Below are 23,719 nucleotides of genomic sequence, written 5' to 3'. Positions count from 1 at the left end.
AGGGGGATTGTTTGATGACAATTCAAAATATCGTCATGCCGCAACTTGGAGAAAGTGTAACAGAAGGTAAGATTGAACGCTGGCTCGTCCAAGTGGGAGATAAAGTAAATAAATATGATCCATTAGCAGAAGTAACAACAGACAAAGTTAGTGCCGAAATCCCTTCATCGTTTGCAGGGGTAATTACAGAGTTAATCGCAAACGAAGGTGAAACATTGCCGGTAGGCGCAGTAGTATGCGCGATTGAAGTGGAAGGCTCTGAATTGCCGCCAGCACCGGCAGAAAAAAGCTCGAATGTCAGCTCGGCCATTTTAAATGCCGGCTCACAGAAGAAAGAAGAAGAAAAACCGGCAGCGAAAAAAGAAGACAAACCAGAGCGCACAGAACGCAAGCCTGGTCGTTTTTCACCTGCTGTTTTATCAATGGCCAATGAACATGATGTCGACTTGTCTCAGATTACCGGCACAGGTGTTGGCAATCGGATCACAAGAAAAGATGTCGAAGCTTATATTGCTGCAGGGAAGCCGACAAATCAGGACATTTCGAATGATGAACAACCAACAGCATTTGCTGAACAAAAACAAGAATCGTCTCCACAAACGTCAGCACAAAGCGCTACGCAAACTTCGGCACCTGCACCACAGCCGAAACAGGACATTCCTGTTGCTGCAGGAGATATCGAAATTCCGGTGACACAAGTGCGTAAAGCGATTGCGAAAAATATGCTGCGCAGCACACATGAAATTCCGCATGCATGGATGATGATGGAAGTCGATGTGACAGAGCTAGTTGAATACCGTGACAGCATAAAAGAAGATTTCAAGAAAAAAGAAGGATTCAATCTGACGTATTTTGCATTCTTCCTAAAAGCGGTCTCTCAGGCGCTTAAAGAATTCCCGATCATCAATTCGGTTTGGGCGGAAGATAAGATCATTCAGAAGAAAGATATTAATTTATCGATTGCTGTAGCTACGGATGATGCATTATTTGTGCCGGTTATCAAAAATGTCGATGAAAAATCGATTAAAGGCATTGCAAAAGAAATTCATGAATATGCGCATCTTGTACGCAACGGTAAACTGAAAATGGAACATATGCAAGGTGGTACATTTACTGTCAATAATACCGGTTCATTTGGTTCTGTTCAGTCGATGGGCATTATCAATCATCCACAGGCAGCAATTTTACAGGTGGAAAGTATTGTAAAAAGACCTGTAATAGTACAGGGGAATATGATTGCACCACGCTCAATGGTGAATTTATGTTTATCATTAGACCATAGAATTTTGGATGGGATGATTTGTGGTAAATTCTTATCTCGTGTGAAAAAAATTCTCGAAAATGTCGATAAACAGAAGATGTCAGTCTACTAAAAATGTCGTGAAAGCCTATGAAATAAGGCTTTCACGTTTTTTTTCTCTTTATTGTCAGAACATTCTCGTGTAAACTATAGTACAGAAATATAACAAGGGGGGAAGCTACTTAGCGACCACATGTCAATGAATATGAAAGAGATCGAATTTCAAACAGCTAGCTATGAGCAGTGGAAGGAAGAAGCGGTAAAAGCATTAAAAGGAAAACCGTTTGAATCCTTATTTACAAAGACAATTGAAAATATAACACTTGACCCACTTTATACAGAAGAAAGCTTAATCGAAAAATTGGGAGATCAACTGGAGAAACAAGTATCAACAATCCGTTCTTTAACAAAACAGACGAGCTTCACTGTTGCCCAGCAAATTGCCGGCAATGACGCAGCCAGCTTTTTTGCCAATATCGAGGATAGCTTATCACGCGGCAATGAAATGATTACAATCAACAGCCCGGTTGCATTTGACTGGACTGAACAAGATAGCGAAAAACTCGCTTCATATTTATCCGAAAATTCATTTAAATTTATCGTTTCTTCTGCTGAAGATGCGGTGCTGGATGTATTCAAATATATTGACGAAGCTAAACGTAGTGATATTGTAGGCTACATCGTTTCCCCAGAATCAGTGGAATTAGCTGACTATCCAAACGTCCGCACTTTTGGGGCAAATACAATTCCGTTCCATAATGACGGTGCTAATGCAGTTCAAGAGCTTGCGATTGCGCTTGCACAAGCAGCAAAACTTGCCACTACAGTAGAAGATTTTAAAGCATTTGAACAGAAGTTTTTCGTACAGTTTGCGGTCGATACGCAATTCTTTGCAGAAGTAGCAAAACTTCGTGCCTTCAAAGTATTATGGAAAGCGTTTGCTTCAGCATTCGGCAATGAAGCAAGCGCTGTCCCGGTCGTTGTGGAAACTTCGGTACGCAGCTTCTCGAAATATGATGTTTATGTAAACCTGTTACGTGCAGGCAATGAAGCGTTCTCAGCGGCAATCGGCGGTGCAGATGTTATTACAGTACACCCGCATGATGCTTTGACAGGTGTATCAGCGCAGTCAATCCGTATTGCACGTAATGTTTCCCTTGTTACGAAGGAAGAGTCGCATGTAACAAATGTAATCGATCCATCAGGCGGTTCATATTTTATCGAATCATTAACAGCAGACTATGTAAAAGAAGCATGGGCACTGTTCTTGGAAATCGAAATTGCTGGCGGATTGGAAACATACGGGATCGATGCTCAAATTGAGGAAGTATATCAGGAGCGCATGAAGCAAGTGGAAACACGCAAGCATTCATTAATCGGTACTAACATTTATGCGAATCCGCAAGACACAGTAGCAACAACTGAGAATGCACAATTTGCAGATGTAAAACGTCTTGCCGTTCCATTCGAAAACTTACGTGCAACTTATGCACAAACTGGAATCAAGGCAGCGATTTTGACATTCGGCGAACTGAAAAACTATAAGCCGCGCGCAGATTTTGTACAAGGATTCTTCGCAACAGCGGGCATCGTAGCATATCAGACAGCAGGCTTCCAAACAGTTGAAGACGCAACAGCTTGGCTGGCAAGCGAAGACTATGACTATGTAGTAATAGCAGCAACGGATGAAGATACGAAAGCCATTGTTCCAGCATTGTTAGAAAATAAAAAACAAACAGTTGTATTGGACGTGGCTGGTAAATATAAAGAAGAAGAAGCGGCATGGACTGCAAAAGGCTTAAACGGCTTTATTCATGCAGGTCAGAATATCGTAGAAAAGCTATCGGATGTCGTGATGAGCGTGAAGGGGGTACAACAATGAGTAAAGCAAATTTCGCAACGGTTGTCATTGAAGATGTATTAAAACAAGAGCAACTTACTTCTACAGGCTCGTACGTGACAAATGAAGGCATTGAAGTGAATTCTGTCTACAATAAAGAAGACATTCAAGATGCAAAACATTTAAAAGATGTGGCTGGTATTGCACCGAATACACGTGGCCCATATCCGACAATGTATGTCGCGCGTCCATGGACAGTGCGTCAATATGCAGGTTTCTCGACAGCGGAAGAATCAAATGCTTTCTACCGTCGTAACTTGGCAATGGGTCAAAAAGGGCTTTCAGTAGCATTCGACTTAGCAACACACCGCGGTTATGACTCGGATCACCCTCGTGTAACAGGGGATGTCGGAAAAGCCGGCGTTGCAATCGATTCGGTTGAAGATGCAAAAATTTTATTCGACGGTATTCCACTCGATCAAATGTCAGTATCGATGACGATGAACGGTGCCGTATTACCGATTCTAGCTTTCTACATCGTTGCAGCTGAAGAACAGGGAGTATCGCCTGATAAATTGGCCGGTACGATCCAAAACGACATCTTAAAAGAGTACATGGTACGTAACACATATATCTACCCACCGGCAATGTCGATGAAAATCATTGCGGACATTTTTGAATATACGGCGAAATTCATGCCGAAATTCAACTCGATTTCCATTTCGGGTTACCATATTCAAGAAGCGGGTGCGACAAATGATATCGAGCTTGCCTATACATTGGCAGACGGTCTTGAATATGTACGTACTGGTTTAAAAGCAGGCATTGATATCGATGCATTTGCACCGCGTTTATCGTTCTTCTGGGCGATCGGCATGAACTATTACATGGAAGTTGCAAAAATGCGTGCAGCACGTCGTATTTGGGCACAGATGATGTCTACATTCAATCCGAAAAACTCGAAGTCTCTTGCACTTCGTACACACTCGCAAACATCAGGCTGGAGTTTAACAGAGCAAGATCCGTTCAATAACGTAACTCGTACATTAATCGAGGCAAACGCGGCAGCGATGGGTCACACACAGTCACTTCATACGAATGCACTGGATGAGGCCATTGCGTTACCGACAGACTTCTCGGCGCGTATTGCACGTAATACACAGCTATTCCTGCAAGAAGAAACAGGAATGACAAAAGTAATCGATCCATGGGGCGGCTCGTACTATGTTGAAAAACTGACAGAAGAGCTGACAGAAAAAGCATGGGCATTAATCGAAGAAATCGAAGCACTTGGCGGAATGGCAAAAGCGATTGAGACAGGGCTTCCGAAAATGAAAGTTGAAGAAGCAGCGGCTAAACGTCAGGCGAAAATCGATTCAAAAACAGAAACGATTGTCGGCGTAAACAAATACCGTCTTGCTGAAGAAGATCCAATCGACATTTTGGATATCGACAATGCAATCGTACGCGAGTCACAAATTGCCCGCCTTGAAAAAATGAAGGCTACTCGTGATGAAGCGGAAGTACAAAAACATTTAGCCCGAATTACAAAAGCGGCTGAAGACGGCTCTGAAAACCTATTAGCTGTTGCAGTGGATGCGGCGAGAGCACGTGCATCATTAGGTGAAATTTCGGATGCGATTGAAGCGGTATCCGGCCGTCATAAAGCAGTTATCCGTTCAATTTCCGGAGTCTACTCTGCTAACTTCTCGGATGATGAAATGATTTCAGAAGTGAAGCAAATGACAGAAGACTTCCTGGAAGCAGAAGGTCGCCGTCCACGTATTTTAGTGGCGAAAATGGGACAAGACGGACATGACCGCGGAGCAAAAGTTGTAGCAACTGGCTATGCGGACTTAGGTTTCGATGTCGATATTTCTCCGTTGTTCATGACACCGGAAGAAACAGCACAAATGGCAAATGAAAATGACGTACACTGTATCGGCGTATCTTCGTTAGCAGCGGGTCATAAAACATTAGTGCCTGAACTTGTAGCTGAATTGAAGAAACTAGGTCGCGAAGACATTATCGTCATTTGCGGCGGTGTCATCCCGGCTCAAGACTATGAGTTCCTGTATGAAGCAGGTGCAGCAGCAATCTTCGGACCAGGTACTGTAATTCCAGTATCGGCAATCCGTATTATAGAAGAAATTTATAAAAAGTTAGGTTATGAGGAAGTGGCAGAGTAGTGATGCCACAAGATGAGAAGAGCGCTTTATTTGTTATGGATGGTGTGAAGGGTGGTCATGATGGTATGAGCTATTCAAACCCGAAAAAGTTCCGGAAAAAAAAGCAGGAAGCACTTGATCTACAGACGCTGGCAAGCGAAGTACGTGCGGGTAACCGTACTTCGCTCGCAAAAGCGATAACACTCATTGAAAGCTCGAACAATGCCCATAAGGAAGAAGCACAGAAGCTGCTGCAGGAACTGTTGCCTTATACAGGTAATTCAATCCGTATTGGCATCACTGGTGTACCGGGGGCGGGGAAAAGTTCGTTTATCGAAGCATTCGGTACAATGCTGTGCAAAATGGGCAAGCGTGTGGCGGTACTTGCAATCGACCCGAGTTCATCGCTTTCAGGCGGCAGTATTTTAGGGGACAAAACACGGATGGAAGAACTGGTACGCCAGGAAAATGCATTTGTCCGTCCATCACCGAGTGCCGGTACATTAGGCGGTGTCCATAAAAAATCACGCGAAACGATGCTCGTATGTGAAGCGGCAGGCTATGACGTCATTTTGATTGAAACAGTCGGTGTCGGTCAAAGTGAAACATATGTGCGCGGCATGGTCGACTTCTTCCTGCTGCTCGTGCTAACAGGTGCGGGAGATGAGCTTCAAGGGATGAAGAAGGGCATTATGGAGCTTGCAGACGGCATTATCGTCCATAAAGCGGACGGGGATAATGTACGCCCTGCACGCCGGACAATGCAGGAATACAAGCAGATCCTTCATTTCCTACAGCCATCGACTCCTGGCTGGCTCAGTACGTCACTGACCGTATCTTCCCTTGAAAAAACGGGGCTCGACAAAGTTTGGGACATGCTGATGCAGTTTGAGCAAACAACAAAGCAGTCGAATTATTGGACGACACGTCGCCATGAGCAAACACGCGACTGGTTCCATACGATGATTACCGATCATCTAATCGATTCGTTCTATAAAAATCCGGATCGCAAAAAGCAGGTCCGGTCACTTGAGGAAGAAATATTGCATGGCCAGCTAACAGTAACACAAGGGGTTAATGCATTATTTGGCGAAAAAAATGTAGATGGATGATAATCAAGAGTCTTTGCACATCTTTCGTAACCTTGCTATGATAAAAAGGAACATAGAAAGGGGCTAAAAAGCTTATGAACATGGATTATGATTTATTTATGCAACAAATTACAACGACTGCACGTGCAGAGATGGAAGCAGCAGGTTATGAACAACTGCGCACTCCGGAAGATGTAGAAGCAGCGTTTGCTCGTCAAGGAACAACTCTTGTTATGGTGAATTCTGTATGTGGTTGTGCTGGCGGTATTGCACGTCCTGCAGCAACACATGCAGTACATTACGATAAACGTCCAGACCACCTAGTAACTGTATTTGCCGGTCAAGATAAAGAGGCAACAGCAGCTGCACGTTATTATTTCGGTGAAGATCATATCCCATCATCACCATCATTCGTATTATTGAAAGATGGACAAGTTGTAGGAGAAGTTGGCCGCTTTGAAATCGAAGGACATGACCCAATGAGTGTTGTAACAAACCTTCAAGGTCACTTCGAGGAAAACTGCGAAGAAATCTAATTTTACTAGAGTTATTGTGTAACGGGTGCGTTTTGAATGTACCCGCTGCACTCCTATAACGGGGGAGTTCAACCGATATGAAGAAATTTTCAATCGGCTATCGTACTTTAAAAACAGCCATTGGTGCTGCCGTTGCGATAGCAATTGCCCAATATTTTGATTTGCAGTTTTTCACGGCAGCTGGTATTCTGACGATTTTAAGCATTCAACCAACAAAACGTAAATCTTTACATGCAGTGTATACCCGGATTGTTTCAACAATTGTCGGGATCGCTTATGCATTTATATTTTTCGAAATATTCGGTTATTCGCCGGTTGTTTTAGGGATTGTGATGATTCTTTTCATTCCGACAATCGTTTCTCTTAGAGTAGTAGAAGGGTTTATTTCTAGTTCGGTCATCATGATGCACATTTATTTGACCGCCAATTTTACGGTCGATTTGCTTATTAATGAATTTTGCTTAATGGCTATCGGTTACGGGGTTGGTTTAGTCGTAAATATGTACATGCCGGATATCCAGCAAGGCCTGTATTACCACCGCGAAAAATTGGAATCGTTATTGAAGAAAATTCTTGCGGAAATTGCAGGGTATTTGAGGGATGGCGATACATTATGGGACGGTCATGAACTGATCGAGGCGGCAAAAGTGGTCGAGGCAGGAAAAGCGCTGGCATTCCAAGATGTTGAAAATCACGTAACGCGTAAAGAAAATACATTTTATCTGTATTTTGATATGCGTGAAAGACAGCTGGAAATTATTGAGCACGTGTTGCCTAAAATTACGACACTGCCGGTAATGACAGAGCAGGCTACATTAATTGCAGCTTTCATGGAAGACTTGAGCGAGAATGTCCATTCAGGAAATACGGCAAGCCGCTTTTTGGAAAAACTCGACAAAGTAAAAGAAGAGTTCGCCAAAATGCCATTGCCAAATGATCACGAAACATTCCTCGCAATGGCCGCACTGTATCAGTTTATCGAAGAAATGGATGAATACCTGGTCATCAAACAATCGTTCAGGGGGATGAAATAATCCTGAATTATTGAGTGGAAGCGTCCGATCCGGGATGGAAATCAACTTCACCCTCAGGAGAAAATAAAAAAATGGATGCCTAAACATCCATTACATAATTGCTGCGACACCCATTGCAACAGTTGAGATTAACATGATAACAACCATTGAATAAACGACTATTTTTTGAAACTTTTTGTTGCTCATTCTTTTCGCTCCTTCAATATGAACTAGTACTAGTTTATCAAATTTGAAGGAATTCTCAAGTACATTAGATTTTACATTTTCGAAATTTTTAAATTTTTTTATCAGGCGTCAAACACCTACTATAAACACCTCAACATGTATGGACACGTTTCAGATATGGGGGAATTAATAATTTTATTCAAAAGGGAGTCAGTACCGTGGAAAAAGTGGATCATATCGGCATTGCCGTACGTAATATTGAAGAACGTATTACATATTACACAGAAACGTTAGGCTTGAAATTATTAAAGATGGAAGAAGTAGAATCACAGCAAGTAAAAGTTGCTTTTATCGATGCAGGCAACGTAAAAATTGAGCTGCTTGAACCAATGAGTGAAAAAAGCGCAATCCATGGCTTTTTGGAAAAGCGCGGAGAAGGCATTCACCATGTTGCATTCGGCGTAACAGGTATTCGTGAGCGCATGGCTGAACTTCGTGAAAAAGGTGTACGTCTATTATCTGAGGAGCCGGGACCAGGTGCTGGCGGCGCAGAAGTAGCATTTTTACACCCGAAAGACTCATTTGGTGTACTTTATGAATTATGCGATAAAAGCGGAAAAGGGGATAAATAACGATGACAACAATGGCAGTAACTCCAGATATGTTTGATAAAATTAATGAGCTTTATGACCGTAAAGAAGCGATCCAGCTTGGTGGCGGGGATGCGCGTATTGAAAAGCAGCATGAAAAAGGGAAAATGACTGCTCGTGAACGTATTGATATGTTATTGGATGATGGGTCATTCGTTGAAATCAATCCATTCATCACACACCGTACAGTTGATTTCGGTATGGAAAAACTTGAAGGCCCTGGTGACGGGGTAGTTACTGGTTTCGGTAAAATCAATGGCCGTAATGTGTATTTATTTGCACAGGATTTCACCGTATTCGGTGGAGCACTTGGTGAAATGCACGCAAAAAAAATCGCAGCGGTAATGGATTTAGCAGCGAAAAACGGTACGCCATTTATCGGGATTAACGATTCAGGCGGTGCGCGTATCCAAGAAGGTGTATTATCACTTGACGGCTACGGTCACATTTTCTACCGTAACTCAATTTATTCTGGTGTAATTCCGCAAATCTCTGTAATTATGGGACCATGTGCGGGTGGTGCTGTTTATTCACCAGCGATTACAGACTTTATTTTAATGGTTGATAAAACATCTCAAATGTTCATTACGGGTCCAAAAGTAATTGAAACAGTAACAGGCGAGAAAATTTCTGCAGAAGGTCTTGGCGGTTCTAAAGTGCATAACGCGACTTCAGGGAATGCCCACTTCCGTGCTGAAAACGAAGAAGCTGCCATTGCACAAATTCAGCAACTGCTTTCTTACTTACCACAAAACAACAGAGAAAAAGCACCGAAGCAAGCTGCTCCAGAAGGCGATAACTTCCGTTCAGAGCTTGTTGATGTTGTGCCGATTGACCAAACAAAATCTTATGATGTTCGTAAAGTAGTAGAACAAGTAGTTGATGAAGGTTCATTCATGGAAGTGCAAAAAGAATTCGCGAAAAACATCGTTGTTGGTTTCGCGCGTATCGCAGGCGAATCAGTAGGTCTAGTATGTAACCAGCCGAAGTTCCTGGCGGGTGGATTAGATATCGATTCATCTGATAAACTAGCGCGTTTCGTGCGTACATGTGACGCATTCAACGTACCTGTTATTACATTTGAAGACGTATCTGGTTTCTTCCCAGGTGTTAAACAAGAGCATGGCGGAATTATCCGTCATGGTGCGAAAATCCTTTATGCTTACTCAGAAGCGACTGTACCAAAAATTACAGTTATTTTACGTAAAGCATACGGCGGCGCGTACGTAGCATTAAACTCAAAAGCAATTGGCGCGGACTTAGTATTCGCTTGGCCAAACGCGGAAATCGCGGTAATGGGTGCTGCTGGTGCGGCAAACATTATTCATGCAGGCGAGATTGCAAAATCGGCTGATCCGGAAGCAACACGTGCAGCGAAAATTGAAGAATACAAAGAAAAATTCGCAAACCCTTATGTAGCGGCTTCACGCGGTATGGTTGACGATGTTATCGATCCACGTGAAACACGTATTAAGCTAATCCAGGCATTGGATATGCTTTCTACAAAACAGGAAGACCGTCCATATAAAAAACACGGAAATATCCCGCTATAAAATTAATAAAGCGCGCTAAGAAACACCTCTTAAATGATTTGTGCACAATACAATCATTTTTGAGGTGTTTTTTTGCTTAAATAAAAGCCCTTATTAATACAAAGTAGAAAAAAGTACTAAAAAATTAATAAAATTTACAGACCTATAATATGGTAAATCCTCCTATTTTATTATAGTGAAATTTTCAAAAAGCCATTATGCTAGATAAAGGAAAGACGATTTAGGAGGACAAAGAATGAAAGATATCTATCAACTACAGAGGGCAATTGATTTAAGAAATGATGGGGAATTACAGCAATCCAATCAGCTGTTGTTAAGTTTAGTTGAACAGCACCCGAACGAGGCCTATGTAAATTATCAATGTGCATGGAGTTTTGATGTGCTAGGAAAAGAATCGAAAGCTGTTCCGTACTATAAAAAAGCAATTCAAGGCGATTTAAATAATGACGATCTAGCAAATGCTTATTTGGGTCTTGGGAGTACATACAGAACACTAGGGGAATACGAGAATTCTAAACATACGTTTGAAAAAGGGTTGGAGATGTTTCCGCACAATTTAGCCATTCAAGTATTTTACGCGATGACATTGTTTAACTTGGAGCAACATGAGCGTTCAATGGAGCTGCTATTGAAAAATTTAGCCGCCACTTCGTCTGATCAACAAATTCAGAAGTACAGAAATGCTATTACATTTTATAGTGATAAATTAAAAGAAGTGTGGAATTGAGTGATAGATTCATTCAGATAAAGGATTTGCACAAATTACGATGAGTACTTAACGTGATAAATACGGCGATGGCCAGCCTGATCGGCTACAGCTGTTATTTTTATCGTTTGGATGGAGCTTACTGCAGCAGAGGCATCCCCAAATTCGGGCAAGTTGCTGACCATTGCCTTACATGCATTTAAATAAACCATTTTTAAAATGGTTTCTTCTATAATTCTCAGTAGTTTTTATTAATCCACCGCTCTAGACAGATTGAATGCTGCTTGTTGTTTTTTCGGTTCCTTTTCATACGGGTGCTCGTGCTCGGCAAACAGAAAGATTGCCCCAAGTTCAATGCCATGCCCATAATGGGCGGTCTCTTCAGGAGTTAATTTCAAAATTCGCAAACTCACTTCATAGACATTTTTTCGTGTGATAAAACTGATCAGCTGGTCGAGCCAGTTGCCGGCAAGATGGACTTGAATATCTGTATACATTTTCAGTGACTGTAAAGGGTGTATATCTTTTGAAAATACATGGATTTCATGCTCGGAAAAACCGTGCCCTCTAATAATGTTCAGCTTTGTCATAGCTTCCTCAACACTGTACACTAAAGCGATTTCACGTCGATACTCCATCATGATCACCTCTTTTTATCATTGTAATGGAATTTTTAATGAGATGGTAGTGATTGAAAACAATCGTACATCCATACAATTATAAAATGCAGAAAATTCGAAACTTATACAAGGTCTAATCCGTAGAACAGGAAAAGGGAGGTTTTACTGATGGGGAACTATTCCATTCGTGATTTTGTCAACAAGACGCAGCAAGACCAAAATGAAAACGATTATTTTGAACTGGAAACCGACCGTGTACTCGAAGTGAATCTGAACGGGGAAGTATGGTCGAAAATGGGCGCGATGATCGCCTATGTCGGTTCGATTAAGTTTGAGCGTGAGCGCATGCTGGAGCATGGCGTATCGAAAATGTTTAAGAAAGCTTTGACAGGTGAAGGTACACAGCTAATGAAAGCAAAAGGAAAAGGCCGGTTATATTTAGCGGATCAAGGAAAAAAGATTACCATTTTTGATCTGCAAAACGAAAGCTTGTGCGTGAACGGCAATGACCTGCTTGCATTTGAACCATCGACCAATTGGGATATACGACTTATGCGCAAAATGGCCGGTATGATGGCAGGCGGCTTATTCAACGTCATGCTGGACGGCAAAGGCAAGGTGGCGATTACAACTCATTTTGAGCCGTTAACCTTAATCGTTAAGCCGGGTGAAACCGTGTATACAGACCCAAATGCGACGGTTGCATGGTCCGGTAATTTAAAACCGGAGTTTGTAACGGATATTACGTTCAGAACACTCATTGGACGCGGCAGCAATGAATCAATCCAAATGGCCTTCTCCGGTGAAGGATTTGTCATCATTCAGCCATTTGAAGAAGTGTATTTATCGTCGGAATCATAATGGCTGCGGTATAAAGTTAGGAGAAAACAGATGTTTTTAAAATCGGTCAAACTTAAAAAAGAAGAAATATCGAACTATAGCGAGTACCCGTTTTCGATTCCGTTTATTCGCCATATGGATGAATTGGATGTGGATGCGAAGGTCACGTTTTTCGTTGGAGAAAATGGTGCGGGCAAATCTACATTGCTCGAAGCGATTGCAGATCAGATCGGATTCAATACGGCAGGTGGCAGTACACAAAACTATAAGGCATATGATGTGGATCAATCCGAATCCGCACTAGGCGATTATGTAAAGCTCTCCTGGTGGCCAAAAGTAACGAATGGCTTTTTCCTGCGCGCCGAGACATTTTATCAGTTTGCGTCACATCTGGATGAAACTGATCAGAACGGCTACAAAGCATACGGGGGAAAATCACTTCATCACCAATCACACGGCGAATCTTTTTTCTCGCTGTTCCAGCATCGGTTTACAGGGCAGGCCATCTATCTGTTGGATGAGCCGGAAGCCGCTTTATCTCCAACAAGACAGCTGGCGTTTTTAACGTTGATGAATGATTTAGTGAAACAGGGCAATGTCCAATTCATTATCGCAACACATTCGCCAATTTTGCTTGGATTTCCCGATGCCGTCATCTATCAGTTTGATGAAAAAGGGATCGAGCAGGTGAAATATGAAGAAACCGAGCATTATCAGGTAACCTCGTATTTTTTGCAGCACCGTAAAAGAATGTTGCAGGAGCTGTTTGCAGAAGATGAGGATGAACTGGATTAGCAATCGAATAAGGATTATCGGGAACTACAACGGATTGATAAAGGAGTGAATAATATGGGATGGCAGCAATTACAACAGCAATCAGAACAGTACCAACTGCAACTGTTGGAAGCAGAAAAACTGAATAAAAAAATCGAGAGCCTAGACCAACAAATCCAGCATGCCGAACAGGATATGAACCGGCATGAACGCGATTTGCAAAAAACACGCCAGCAACTAAACAAGCTTGAAAGTTTTTCGTTCGTGAATCTATTCCGGGGCTGGTCAGGGAAAAAAGATGAGCTCATTGAGGAAAGTATGGACCAGGTTGCAGTAATAGAGCTGAAGCTGGTGGAAGCACAGTTAACATTTAAAGATTTACAGGAAGACCGGGTTCAACTTGAACAACAATTGAGCAAGATCAATGTTTCAACTGTTCGTGAGCAGCTGAAGAAGATAGAAGATGAAAAACAAGTGTGGCTGATGTCAAATGCACCTGCAGCAGCAAAGGAATTAACGGGCATCATTGAACAGGAGCTTTTATGCAAACAGCTGAAAACCGAAATCCATGAAGCGATCGATGCGGGTAAACAGGCATTTAATAAGCTCACGGATGCCGGTTCCAAATTGCAGGATGCCAAATCCTACTCCACATGGGATACTTTTTTAGGCGGAGGCTTTATCGCGACGGCGTTAAAGCACGACAAGCTGGAAGAAACGAATGGCTATTTACATGAAGCACAGATGGCCCTGCAACGTTTCCAAAATGAACTGCTCGACATTAAAGAGATGCGTCAAAGTACATTGGAAGTTCATACGGATGGTTTTGTAATGTTTACGGATTACTTTTTCGATAATATTTTCACCGATTGGTCGGTTCATTCGAAGATTACAACTGCGATTGATCAGCTCTTGCGTGTGCAGGATGATGTAGCGAATACACTTCGCGATTTGAAACAAAAATTGAGCATCACAATCGAAAAAGAAGAGGCGCTACAAGTAGAAAAACAAAGCATTTTAAATGCCGATGATCAATCATTGTTTTTTCAAAAATAGAGGCGTACAATAAAGCGTAAACTAGTTATTTAAAGGAGTTATCAAACATGAACCGAGTAGTAGAAGAGTTTTTGGAATTAGTGCAAATTGATTCTGAAACAAAACACGAAGAAGTAATCGCACCAATTTTAGTGAAAAAATTAGAAGAAATGGGCTTTGATGTTTTCCAGGATGATGCGCACACACGCAATGGTCACGGTGCAGGCAACATTATCGCAACATTAAAAGGCGATGAATCTATCGAGCCAATCTATTTTACAGTACATATGGATACAGTCGTGCCGGGTAAAGGCATTAAACCGGAAATTCGTGAGGACGGCTATATTTATTCTGACGGCACAACGATTCTTGGCGCGGATGATAAAGCGGGTATCGCAGCACTATTCGAAATGGCACGTCGCTTAAAAGAAAAAGACAGCGCACACGGTACGATCCAATTCATCATTACAGCTGGTGAAGAAAGCGGATTAGTCGGTGCCAAAGAACTGGATCCATCAAAAATCATCGCTAAATACGGTTTTGCGGTTGATAGTGACGGCAAAGTAGGCGGTATCGTCGTTGCAGCACCATTCCAGGCAAAAGTATTTACGAGAATCATCGGTAAAACAGCACATGCAGGCGTTGCACCTGAAAAGGGTATTTCTGCAATCACTGTTGCAGCAAAAGCGGTTGCTCAAATGAAATTAGGCCGTCTTGATGAAGAAACAACTGCGAATATCGGACGTTTTGAAGGTGGTAAAGCAACAAATATCGTATGTGATGAAGTATCGATTCTTGCAGAAGCCCGTTCGATTGATGAAGCAAAACTGAATGCCCAAACGGACCATATGAAAGAAACATTTGAACGTGTAGCACAAGAAATGGGTGCACGTGCTGAAGTTGAAGTGAAGTTAATGTATCCAGGCTTCCGTGCGACAGAAGAAGATCAAGTGGTGAAAGTTGCAAAAGCAGCGGTTGAAGCAGTCGGACGTACACCACAGCTAGGTATTTCAGGAGGCGGCAGTGATGCAAACGTTATCGCCGGGTTCGGTATTCCTACTGTAAACTTATCGGTTGGTTATGAAGAAATTCATACAACTAACGAAAGAATGCCGGTTGAAGAGCTGGAAAAACTAGCTGATTTATTGGAAGAAATCGTTGTTCAAACAACGAAATAAGAGGTATTAATATGAGCATTGAAAAAGCAGTCGTATTTTTATGCGGCACAGAACAATATGCTGTGCCGGTTGAGCAGGTCGTATCGATTGAAAAGCTGGAGCGTGTAACACCGATTCCTCATTTACCAAACTACTTGCTCGGCTTTACGCGAATTCGTGGGGAACTTACACCAATCATCGATTTTCAGACGATATTGTACAATCGCCCGACAAATACACAAACGGCTAAAATCATTGTGTTGAAGACAGAGTTGATTAATTACGGATTGGTTGTTGCCGATGCGAAGGAAATTATCGACTTTGAAGAAGGCGTATTAAAACAGATGGGTCTTGTCAATTACGAAAAAACGAAATATTTTACAGCGGTTGCCAATTTGGAAGACCGCATGATTTCTTGCATCGACCCGAATATTCTTGTGCATTCATTGGACGGTATTCGTGAAATCATCGAATATTTACATGAAATGAATAAGCAGGAAAATGAGACAAACTAAAAAAAGGAGCTTATCATCTGAACGTGATAGGCTCCATTTTTTCAATCGGCAGTAACCGCTTTCTTTTTTTTGAATTGTTTAATGTATGCATAACCTGTAAAGCTAAATACGAAAATCGAAATAATCGTAAGTGTCAGGACGAGATTTTCTTCAACCCATGGAATATTTCCGAGTAAAAAGCCACCACCAAGCCAAACAACGGTCCAAAGTACGGCCCCCATGAAGTTATAGCGTAAAAATGTTCCATATGAAAAGCCGGAGTATCCGCATATAAACGGCGTCATTGTCCGCATCAACGGCACAAACCGTGAAAACGTAATGGCAACCCGGTCATAGTCTTCCAGGAATGTCAGTGCTTTTTCAGTCGTTTCCTCAGGCACAAAACGCTTGAACAAATTGCGCTTCGGCGGTATTTTCCGTATCGATTTTCCGATGAGGTAGTTGCTGCTGTCGGCAAGTGTTGTTGCCACGATGAAAATAATGAGCAATGTCAGAAAATCAAGCTTATCGATCGCTGCTAACGTTCCGCTTGTGAACACCGTACTATCCCCGGGTAAGAAAGTTAAAATTACAAATGCAGTTTTCGTGAAAACAACCGCAAATAACAGAATATAAATATACAGTCCGAGCTCTTTTATGTAATAAAATATGATCTGGTCGATTTCCCTTAAAAATTGAATAATATCAAGTAGCATAAGTAGTTCTCCTATCAAGAGGATGATTAAATTCCAGTATAGCGGATATTGGCAAAATATTGTTATAAAAAGTGCTAAGTAAAAATATTTAAAGAGGTGATGGAAATGAGTTTGACGAAACGCCCTAAAATTGAAATTCCAAAAACGAAGTCAGAATGGTTGATGGATATTCTCGGCTATATCGCATTAGCGCTAATGCTTGCTGTCCTATTCATGAACTGGCGTGAACTGCCAAGTGAAGTGCCTGCCCACTTTGGCGGCAACGGTGATGTCGACCGTTGGGGCTCAAAATGGGAGCTGTTAATATTACCGGGCATCGGGATTGCCATGCATATCTTTTTAATGATTTTAGAAAAATTCCCTGAAACGCACAACTATCCGGCACATTTCAATGAATCAAATGCCGAGGTCTTTTACAGAAATAGTCGCCAAACATTAAATTATATGCGAAACATCATTAATATATTATTCGCTTACATCGTATACCGCACGATTGTGATTGCTTTAGAAGAAGCAACAACGATCGGCTGGCCATTTTTCGTCATATTGGCAGCGCTGTTTGTGGTACTAATCTGGAAGATGGTAAAGATATTTAGGATTAAGTAAAGTAGAAGGTTTTAAGGGGAATGTGGAACGTGGTGTAGGAAAAGTAGAAGATTTCGTGGCAAAAGTAAAACATTCCGGTCGAAAAGTAGAATTTTTTCCGAAGAAAGTAGAACATTGCGTGCTGAAAGTAGAAAGTTTCATGAGAAAAGTAGAACACCCCGGTCGAAAAGTAGAACGTAGCCGATGAAAAGTAGAACATTCCGACCGAAAAGTAGAACCTTCAATAAAAAAGCAGATTCCTCATCGAAGACCGAAAGCATCTCATTAAGGAGATGCTTTTTTCAGTTAAAAACTTTTAAATAAAATTACATATTTTTAATTTTCATTCGTCTATAGAAGTAAGAGAGGTGATGGACATGGATTTTGATGAGCTTTATGAGCAGGAGTTCGGCAAAACTTATCAGTACATACGCTACATGGTATCTAACGCACAAGTCGCTGAAGATTTAACGCAGGATACGTTTGTGCGAATTTATAAAACGGATTTGACCAAAGTAACCAATTTCCAAACGTATACGAGGCAAGTCGCTCGAAATCTTGTTTATGACTATTACCGGAAAAGAGCATTAATTAAGTGGCTTCCATTTACAAATATCCCGGAGCAGGTGGGTGATCACGATGTTCCGCATGAATGGCTCATACAGGAAGAAGACCGAAAGCAATTATACGAGGCACTGCAAAAGTTAAAACCAGTACAACGCGAAGTCATCATCTACCGGAAAATTGAGGAGCTTTCGATTCAGGAAACGTGTGCCATTATGGGTTTATCATCTGTGAAAGTCGCAAACACTCAGCGGAGTGCGATGCTGGCATTGCAGAAAATTTTAGGAGGTGAAATCGATGAAGCTTGATGATCGCTTAAAGCAGTTAGATGAACTCCCGCAAAATGAAGCATTAAAAAAATCCATCTATCAGAATATCCATAAGAAATCTGTTAGAAAACAAAATCAGTTGAAAACATTACGTGAAATTGGCATAATGGCGGCGATTTGTTTTATCGGTCTGTTTTTACTGTTCACCTCGGACATGAACAATCAGGCAGCATCAGGTGAAATTGCCAAAATCACTTCCTATGAAAATAATGGGGAAAAGGGGTTTAGGGGAAGAACGTCGACACTTTTCGTTGGTGTTGAAAATGTGACGACAGATTCAATGATCGCCTTATTCGAAAACATTTCAGAACTTCCTGCGGTTATGGCTCCTCCGAAAAGCGACGTGCATTATGACATTATCGTCTTATATAAAAACGGGGAACAGCGAAAATTTGAATGGGCATGGAACTATATGCATGATATTAGCAATGATACATTTTATCCCGGATATGATCAATTCCCATCGACTGTTTTATCTGACTTGGAGAATGCGCATGATCGATTCCAATTTCCATCGATATTTATTGGTCTGGGCGTTTTACTAATGATCTTGGTGGCCTCCAGCTACTATAAGCGCCGACAAATTGAACTGCCGAAAAAAATACGCGGAATGGGTATTGCTATGACAATTTATATAATTGTTGTGGCGATTATGGGCTATTATTATTTCATGATTGGCCCATTTTATAAGCCATTGCTTTTACTTTTATTATTTGCATATGGATTTAGCATTTGGTGGCTGATAAAAAAAGAAGTGACAAACTTACACATTTTGAAAGTGGAGAAGTACAAAATCCTATTTATTGTGCTCTGGTTCCTTATCGGGATTGGCACGGCATAATAAGAAAAATGAACATGCATGGTCCTTCATATAGAAGCGGCCATGTTTTTGCATATTCCATTATAAAAGGTAACGAGTTGAAACTTTTTTGTCGGAAAATTCGTATAAATTAAGAAGCAAAAAAGAGGAGGCATTTGAATGGTTAATCAATTGAAAGAACAGTTCGGTCACTATTTTTTAATCGGTCAATTTGAGGATATCTACGGGAAAACAGCAGAATCGTTTCAGAACCTTGTATCGTTTGAACAATTTCGTGAACTTTCTTTAGACTATAATTCAGATGTAAGCAATTATAAATGTATCGTGTCCAATACATTTCAAGGGCTGGAACAGTATATATGGGTCGATGATACGTATACGAAAGCAGTTGTCGTAGCATTTGACGATAACAATATTATTCAAGGAATGTATTTCAAACCATATGAAACGTATCCGGGCAGTGATCAAATATGGACGAAAAATACATACAGCATGCCGATCAGTGACAAGTGGTATGTTTTTTGGGGCGGCACGAACGAATTTATCAACTATCACTATCCATATGAACAGCAGCGTTACGCTTATGATTTAGTTAAAATGAGCAACAACGAAACATATAGGAACTCGAAACTTCAAAATGAAAGCTACTATGCATTTGGAGCTGAGGTTGTGGCACCGGCTGATGGTGTGGTGGTCGAAGTGTTGGATGGAATTAACGACAATATACCGGGCGAAATGGATGAAGAGAATCTAGCAGGAAACTATTGCATCATCGCACATGAACACAATGAATACAGTATGCTTGCCCATTTCAAGAAGGATTCAATTTGTGTGGAAACAGGGGATAAAGTGAAGGCAGGTCAGCTGCTCGGCTTATGCGGGAATTCTGGCAATTCCTCAGAAGCCCATATCCATTTTCAAGTAATGGATCATCAGGATTTCCTGCAAGCCAAATCACTGCGTATTCAGTTTCATAGCGGAGCAGAACCAATTCAAGGGGATATAGTAAAACCGAGCTCGGCAAGCTGGGACAAAACAGACACATTAGATAAGATTGAAAACTCTGCAACAGCTGGTGAACTGATGTTATTGCTCCCTCGAGTAATTGGCCAGTTTTTTAAATAGAAGTGGAGTTGAATTGGAGGGGTTTCTATAAAGAAGATAATTATCTTTTTAATTTTAGCAATTGTAATTTTGTTGCTCTACATCTCTCTCTTTGGTATATCGGTATCCCCTGAAGAAAAGGTGGCCCATTATAAAGAACGCTGGGGTATAGCATTGCCGGTTCCGACAGAAATAATCAATGTATGGTCAACAAAATTTCCCGCACGTGGAGATGGAGAATGGGTAACTGAATTATTGTATGAGAACAAGATTGAACAAGAGCAACTTCATGATTTTATAAAAGTGACAGAAAATAATTTAATCAAGGCAAATCAGCATGTTTCATATTTTGTAAACAGGGTCCAAAATATGTATAAAATCCAGCAAGACGATGAATTCAAAAATACGATTCAAGCCTATTCAATTGATTTACAGCCGGGTGATTTCTACTTTCATCAATCAGAAAATGGTAATTTTGATACTTTTACTGCAATCTATCAGCAGGCGGAAAATCGCATTTTACTATTTGAATGGCATCAGTGAAATATTTCCGCAAATAATCAGTGAGAAAGGATTGGACTGGATGAAACTCGGATTAAAAAAAGATGAAGTGGTTCTCGTTCCGCATGAAGCAGGTTGGAAGAGAGAATTTGCTGAGACTAAAGAAAACATTCTAAAGTACACAAGTTTACAGCCTCATCAAATAGAACATATCGGCAGCACATCGATTGAAGGGATTCACGCAAAGCCGGTAATTGATATTGTCATCGGTGTTGTCAACCTGGATTCGCTGGGTAAAGACTTTTTCACAGGACTCAAGAAAGCCGGTTTTTATCGCTTGCAAGTGGAAAGACCGGATGAAATTGTTTGCGCAAAATTTACAGATACTACATTTGAAACGAAAACACATTTCATTCATCTTGTAGAATGGGGTAACAAAAAATGGCATCAAATGCGCTTTTTCCGAGATTATTTGAATGCAAATGAAGCAGTGAAAAAGGAATATGAGCTGTTGAAAGTGGCTTTCTTTAAGACAGGTAAGGAAGGGATTACTGAATATACAAATTATAAAGAGCAATTTGTTCAGTCGATTTTTAGGAAAATGGATGAATTAAACTAAATACATACCAAGCTGCCCGCGAAGTTAGAGTGAAATTCTAGTTTCCGGCAGCTTTTTATATTGAAAGAATGGGGAGTAGTATTTTAAACATTGGGATTTTTTTCAAAAAACATTTCTCTTGGTAGCTGATACATTATCTACTATAATTAGAAATCGATTGGGTATGCAGTGGAGGTGTGTAAACAGGTGATACAATTACAGCAAGTTACTAAAAAATTTGGTTCTTTTGTCGCTGTTCAGGATGTGTCGCTGACGATTGCGAAAGGTGAAATTCATGGATTGATCGGGGCGAGCGGTGCAGGTAAATCAACTTTGCTACGTCTGATGAACTTGCTGGAAGTACCGGATAGTGGAGCGGTTGTCATAAATGGTCAGCAACTCACAGCTTTAAGGAATGCTGAACTTCGTAAAGCAAGAAAATCAATCGGAATGATCTTCCAAAATTTTCACCTCGTCGCAAATAAGACCGTCCATGATAATGTTGAAATAGCACTTGTCCTGGCAAACTATCCGAAAAAGCTACGGAAAGCGCGTGTACTTGAATGCCTGAAGTTTGTCGGGCTCGAACAGTTTGCCAATCAATATCCGGCACAGCTGAGCGGTGGGCAAAAGCAGCGTGTGGCGATTGCAAGAGCATTTGCGAATGAAACTGCGGTCCTGCTCTGTGATGAGCCAACCTCTGCGCTCGATGCTAACACCTCTGCGGAAATTTTGCGTGTTTTACAGAAGATCAATGTTGAGCTTGGTGTGACAATTGTCCTTGTCAGTCATGAGCTTGAAGTTGTCAAAAGTATATGTCATCGTGCTACCGTACTGGATGCTGGGCAAATATATGAGACGGTGGAGTTAACACCTGATGGCATCCTTGAAACGAGCCACCATCCGCAAAACTTTGTCGATCAGCTCGTGAAAGGTGGAATCGGACATGCCTGATGTATTACGTCAGTATGAAGCCGAAATATGGCGGGCGATCAGTGAGACCTTTTTCATGGTCGGTGTGTCAATTGTGGCTGCCGTATTAATCGGTTTACCAATCGGTACATATTTATTTCTTTGCGGGAAAGAAAAGTTGCTTGAAAATCGTGTCGTTTACAACATTCTAAACTTAGTGGTGAATACGATCCGGTCGTTTCCTTTCTTGCTATTGGTCGTTTTCCTAATCCCTTTTACACGGTTCATTGTCGGTACAGCTATTGGGACGGTTGCGGCAACTGTTCCGTTATCGATTATTGCCATTGCACATTATGCAAGGCTTGTCGAACAATCCCTGCTTGATGTACCAAAAGGTGTTATTGAGGCAGCTGTGTCAATGGGTGCTTCGGTGCGGCGGATTATTTTCAGTTTTCTTTTTGTGGAGGCGCGGTCAGGTCTGGTGCTCGGCTTGACGACTTCGATTGTCAGCTTCATTTCTTATTCCACAATAATGGGTGTAGTTGGCGGTGGCGGAATCGGTGACTTTGCGATTCGTTATGGTTATCAGCAATTCAAGACAGATCTAATGCTTTACATGATTTTAATTATGATTATTTTGGTGCAGCTTATTCAAATGATTGGTACGACTGCAGCAAGATGGTTGGACAAAAGATAGGAGAATGATTGTGAAAAAAAGATGGATGTTAAGTATAGCAGCAGTACTTGCTTTAGTAGGCTGCGGACAGAATGAAGAAACAGAAACGAATAAAGAAGTGGAAAAAGAAGAGACAACATTAAAAGTTGCATCATTAATTTCACCGATGACGGATATTTTGGAACTAGTAGAGCCGAAATTAGAGGAACAGGGCATTGATCTGGAAATTGTCGTGTTAGGTGATAATGTACAGCCAAACAGTGCGCTGGCTGCAAAGGAAGTCGATGCAAACTTCTTCCAGCACGTACCGTATATGGAGGAATTCAACCGTAACAATGACGCTAATTTAGTGCCGATTCAGCCGATTTACTTTGCGAATTACGGCGTGTATGCTAAAAATTATGATTCAATTGAAGAATTACCGGATGGAGCAACAGTTGCGATTGCCAACGATATTTCAAATGTTGACCGTTCATTAATGCTGCTTGCTCAGCACGGTGTCATTACATTAAAGGAAAAAACAGATGTGTATTACACATTAGCAAGTGTTGAGGACAATCTAAAAAATCTTCAGTTTAAGGAAGTCGATCTGTTAATGCTTGCGCGTATGTACGATGATGCGGATGCGGTAATTATGACGCCTGCTTATGCTGCACCACTTAATCTAACACCGAAAAGTGATGCACTGTTGACTGAAGGTGTGGAAAACGATTTTGCCATTACACTAGTGGCACGTGAAGACAACAAAGACGACGAAGCAATCAAAAAGCTTGCAGAAGCGATGACGAGTGAAGAAGTGCGTAATTTCCTAATAGAAAACTACGACGAAACAGCAACACCAGCTTTTGAATAAATAAATTAATCAATGCCGAGGCGCGGTTCTAACATGCGTTTCGGCTTTTTTATTAAAAATGAGGTGAAACGAAGCTTTTTGACCGGTATGCCTTATTT

26 protein-coding genes are annotated in these 23,719 nt (G+C 41.3%); 23 read left to right on the top strand and 3 right to left on the bottom strand.

Annotated features, from left to right (window positions below):
- The first annotated feature begins 14 nt into the window (after positions 1-14).
- The 6 genes from MKY27_RS10050 (at position 15) to MKY27_RS10025 (ending at position 7,969) form a co-directional block, all read left to right on the top strand.
- On the top strand, positions 15-1,373 hold the full coding sequence (locus tag MKY27_RS10050; RefSeq protein WP_339194805.1) for a dihydrolipoamide acetyltransferase family protein: 1,359 nt from the start codon (positions 15-17) through the stop codon (positions 1,371-1,373).
- A 126-nt stretch (positions 1,374-1,499) separates the two neighbouring features.
- On the top strand, positions 1,500-3,182 hold the full coding sequence (locus tag MKY27_RS10045; protein ID WP_339194803.1) for a methylmalonyl-CoA mutase family protein: 1,683 nt from the start codon (positions 1,500-1,502) through the stop codon (positions 3,180-3,182).
- Positions 3,179-5,329, top strand: coding sequence for a methylmalonyl-CoA mutase (gene scpA, locus MKY27_RS10040; protein ID WP_339171680.1), 2,151 nt, complete (start codon positions 3,179-3,181; stop codon positions 5,327-5,329). Before MKY27_RS10045 ends, scpA begins: the two co-directional genes overlap by 4 nt.
- Positions 5,330-5,331: 2 nt before the next feature.
- The gene (gene meaB, locus MKY27_RS10035; RefSeq protein ID WP_339199697.1) at positions 5,332-6,420 is read left to right on the top strand and encodes a methylmalonyl Co-A mutase-associated GTPase MeaB; all 1,089 of its coding nucleotides are present in this window, start codon (positions 5,332-5,334) and stop codon (positions 6,418-6,420) included.
- Positions 6,421-6,494: 74 nt separating this feature from the next.
- Positions 6,495-6,935, top strand: coding sequence for a BrxA/BrxB family bacilliredoxin (locus tag MKY27_RS10030; protein ID WP_339171678.1), 441 nt, complete (start codon positions 6,495-6,497; stop codon positions 6,933-6,935).
- 77 nt (positions 6,936-7,012) lie between these two features.
- Positions 7,013-7,969 carry an aromatic acid exporter family protein gene (locus MKY27_RS10025; protein WP_339171676.1) on the top strand — a complete coding sequence of 319 codons (957 nt, stop codon included), beginning with the start codon at positions 7,013-7,015 and terminating at the stop codon, positions 7,967-7,969.
- Positions 7,970-8,059: 90 nt separating this feature from the next.
- Here MKY27_RS10025 and prli42 read toward each other — a convergent pair whose 3' ends face one another.
- The gene (gene prli42, locus MKY27_RS10020; RefSeq protein WP_008404197.1) at positions 8,060-8,155 is read right to left on the bottom strand and encodes a stressosome-associated protein Prli42; all 96 of its coding nucleotides are present in this window, start codon (positions 8,153-8,155) and stop codon (positions 8,060-8,062) included.
- Between the two features lie 197 nt (positions 8,156-8,352).
- Here prli42 and mce point away from each other — a divergent pair, with 197 nt between their 5' ends.
- The 3 genes from mce (at position 8,353) to MKY27_RS10005 (ending at position 11,064) form a co-directional block, all read left to right on the top strand.
- Positions 8,353-8,766, top strand: coding sequence for a methylmalonyl-CoA epimerase (mce, locus tag MKY27_RS10015; protein WP_079527547.1), 414 nt, complete (start codon positions 8,353-8,355; stop codon positions 8,764-8,766).
- A 2-nt stretch (positions 8,767-8,768) separates the two neighbouring features.
- Positions 8,769-10,337 (top strand): acyl-CoA carboxylase subunit beta, encoded by a 1,569-nt coding sequence (locus MKY27_RS10010; RefSeq protein ID WP_339171671.1) that lies wholly within the window; start codon positions 8,769-8,771, stop codon positions 10,335-10,337.
- A gap of 235 nt (positions 10,338-10,572) precedes the next feature.
- Positions 10,573-11,064, top strand: a complete 492-nt coding sequence (locus MKY27_RS10005) for a tetratricopeptide repeat protein (protein WP_339194801.1) — start codon at positions 10,573-10,575, stop codon at positions 11,062-11,064.
- Between the two features lie 230 nt (positions 11,065-11,294).
- On the opposite strand, the gene MKY27_RS10000 is transcribed toward MKY27_RS10005, so the two are convergent.
- Complete coding sequence (locus MKY27_RS10000; RefSeq protein ID WP_339194798.1) at positions 11,295-11,684, bottom strand: general stress protein; 390 nt, start codon at positions 11,682-11,684, stop codon at positions 11,295-11,297.
- 147 nt (positions 11,685-11,831) lie between these two features.
- On the opposite strand from MKY27_RS10000, the gene MKY27_RS09995 reads away from it, so the two are divergent.
- The 5 genes from MKY27_RS09995 to MKY27_RS09975 are packed head-to-tail and all read left to right on the top strand — an operon-like array spanning position 11,832 to position 15,984.
- Positions 11,832-12,524: an AIM24 family protein gene (locus tag MKY27_RS09995; protein WP_339194796.1), complete on the top strand. Its 693-nt coding sequence runs from the start codon at positions 11,832-11,834 to the stop codon at positions 12,522-12,524.
- A 30-nt stretch (positions 12,525-12,554) separates the two neighbouring features.
- Positions 12,555-13,298 (top strand): AAA family ATPase, encoded by a 744-nt coding sequence (locus tag MKY27_RS09990; RefSeq protein ID WP_339194795.1) that lies wholly within the window; start codon positions 12,555-12,557, stop codon positions 13,296-13,298.
- A gap of 54 nt (positions 13,299-13,352) precedes the next feature.
- Complete coding sequence (locus MKY27_RS09985) at positions 13,353-14,333, top strand: hypothetical protein (RefSeq protein WP_339194793.1); 981 nt, start codon at positions 13,353-13,355, stop codon at positions 14,331-14,333.
- A 47-nt stretch (positions 14,334-14,380) separates the two neighbouring features.
- A complete protein-coding gene (locus MKY27_RS09980) occupies positions 14,381-15,490 on the top strand; it encodes a M20/M25/M40 family metallo-hydrolase (RefSeq protein WP_339194792.1) in 1,110 nt (369 codons plus the stop codon).
- Positions 15,491-15,501: 11 nt separating this feature from the next.
- Complete coding sequence (locus MKY27_RS09975) at positions 15,502-15,984, top strand: chemotaxis protein CheW (RefSeq protein ID WP_339194791.1); 483 nt, start codon at positions 15,502-15,504, stop codon at positions 15,982-15,984.
- A 41-nt stretch (positions 15,985-16,025) separates the two neighbouring features.
- Here MKY27_RS09975 and MKY27_RS09970 read toward each other — a convergent pair whose 3' ends face one another.
- Positions 16,026-16,679 (bottom strand): DedA family protein, encoded by a 654-nt coding sequence (locus MKY27_RS09970; protein WP_339194790.1) that lies wholly within the window; start codon positions 16,677-16,679, stop codon positions 16,026-16,028.
- A gap of 105 nt (positions 16,680-16,784) precedes the next feature.
- Between MKY27_RS09970 and MKY27_RS09965 the strand changes: the two genes are divergently transcribed.
- From MKY27_RS09965 to MKY27_RS09925, 9 genes are all read left to right on the top strand, one after another.
- Complete coding sequence (locus tag MKY27_RS09965; RefSeq protein ID WP_339171653.1) at positions 16,785-17,285, top strand: DUF1648 domain-containing protein; 501 nt, start codon at positions 16,785-16,787, stop codon at positions 17,283-17,285.
- 356 nt (positions 17,286-17,641) lie between these two features.
- Positions 17,642-18,136: an RNA polymerase sigma factor gene (locus tag MKY27_RS09960; RefSeq protein WP_339194788.1), complete on the top strand. Its 495-nt coding sequence runs from the start codon at positions 17,642-17,644 to the stop codon at positions 18,134-18,136.
- Positions 18,126-18,998: a dehydrogenase gene (locus MKY27_RS09955; RefSeq protein ID WP_339194786.1), complete on the top strand. Its 873-nt coding sequence runs from the start codon at positions 18,126-18,128 to the stop codon at positions 18,996-18,998. Before MKY27_RS09960 ends, MKY27_RS09955 begins: the two co-directional genes overlap by 11 nt.
- 138 nt (positions 18,999-19,136) lie before the next feature.
- Positions 19,137-20,102, top strand: a complete 966-nt coding sequence (locus MKY27_RS09950) for a M23 family metallopeptidase (RefSeq protein WP_339194784.1) — start codon at positions 19,137-19,139, stop codon at positions 20,100-20,102.
- 153 nt (positions 20,103-20,255) lie between these two features.
- Positions 20,256-20,624, top strand: a complete 369-nt coding sequence (locus tag MKY27_RS09945) for a hypothetical protein (RefSeq protein WP_339194783.1) — start codon at positions 20,256-20,258, stop codon at positions 20,622-20,624.
- 40 nt (positions 20,625-20,664) lie between these two features.
- Positions 20,665-21,201: a GrpB family protein gene (locus MKY27_RS09940; RefSeq protein WP_339194781.1), complete on the top strand. Its 537-nt coding sequence runs from the start codon at positions 20,665-20,667 to the stop codon at positions 21,199-21,201.
- A gap of 186 nt (positions 21,202-21,387) precedes the next feature.
- A complete protein-coding gene (locus MKY27_RS09935) occupies positions 21,388-22,134 on the top strand; it encodes an ATP-binding cassette domain-containing protein (RefSeq protein ID WP_339194779.1) in 747 nt (248 codons plus the stop codon).
- On the top strand, positions 22,127-22,789 hold the full coding sequence (locus tag MKY27_RS09930; RefSeq protein ID WP_339194777.1) for a methionine ABC transporter permease: 663 nt from the start codon (positions 22,127-22,129) through the stop codon (positions 22,787-22,789). Before MKY27_RS09935 ends, MKY27_RS09930 begins: the two co-directional genes overlap by 8 nt.
- Before the next feature lie 10 nt (positions 22,790-22,799).
- Entirely contained in the window at positions 22,800-23,621 is an 822-nt protein-coding gene (locus MKY27_RS09925) for a MetQ/NlpA family ABC transporter substrate-binding protein (protein WP_339194775.1), read from the top strand.
- Positions 23,622-23,719 lie beyond the last annotated feature (98 nt).

The sequence above is a fragment of the Solibacillus sp. FSL R5-0449 genome (genome assembly GCF_037975215.1).
In the GTDB taxonomy this organism is placed as follows: domain Bacteria; phylum Bacillota; class Bacilli; order Bacillales_A; family Planococcaceae; genus Solibacillus.
The sequence above is the reverse complement of the archived record's forward strand: the minus strand, read 5'-3'. Positions and strand labels throughout refer to the sequence as shown.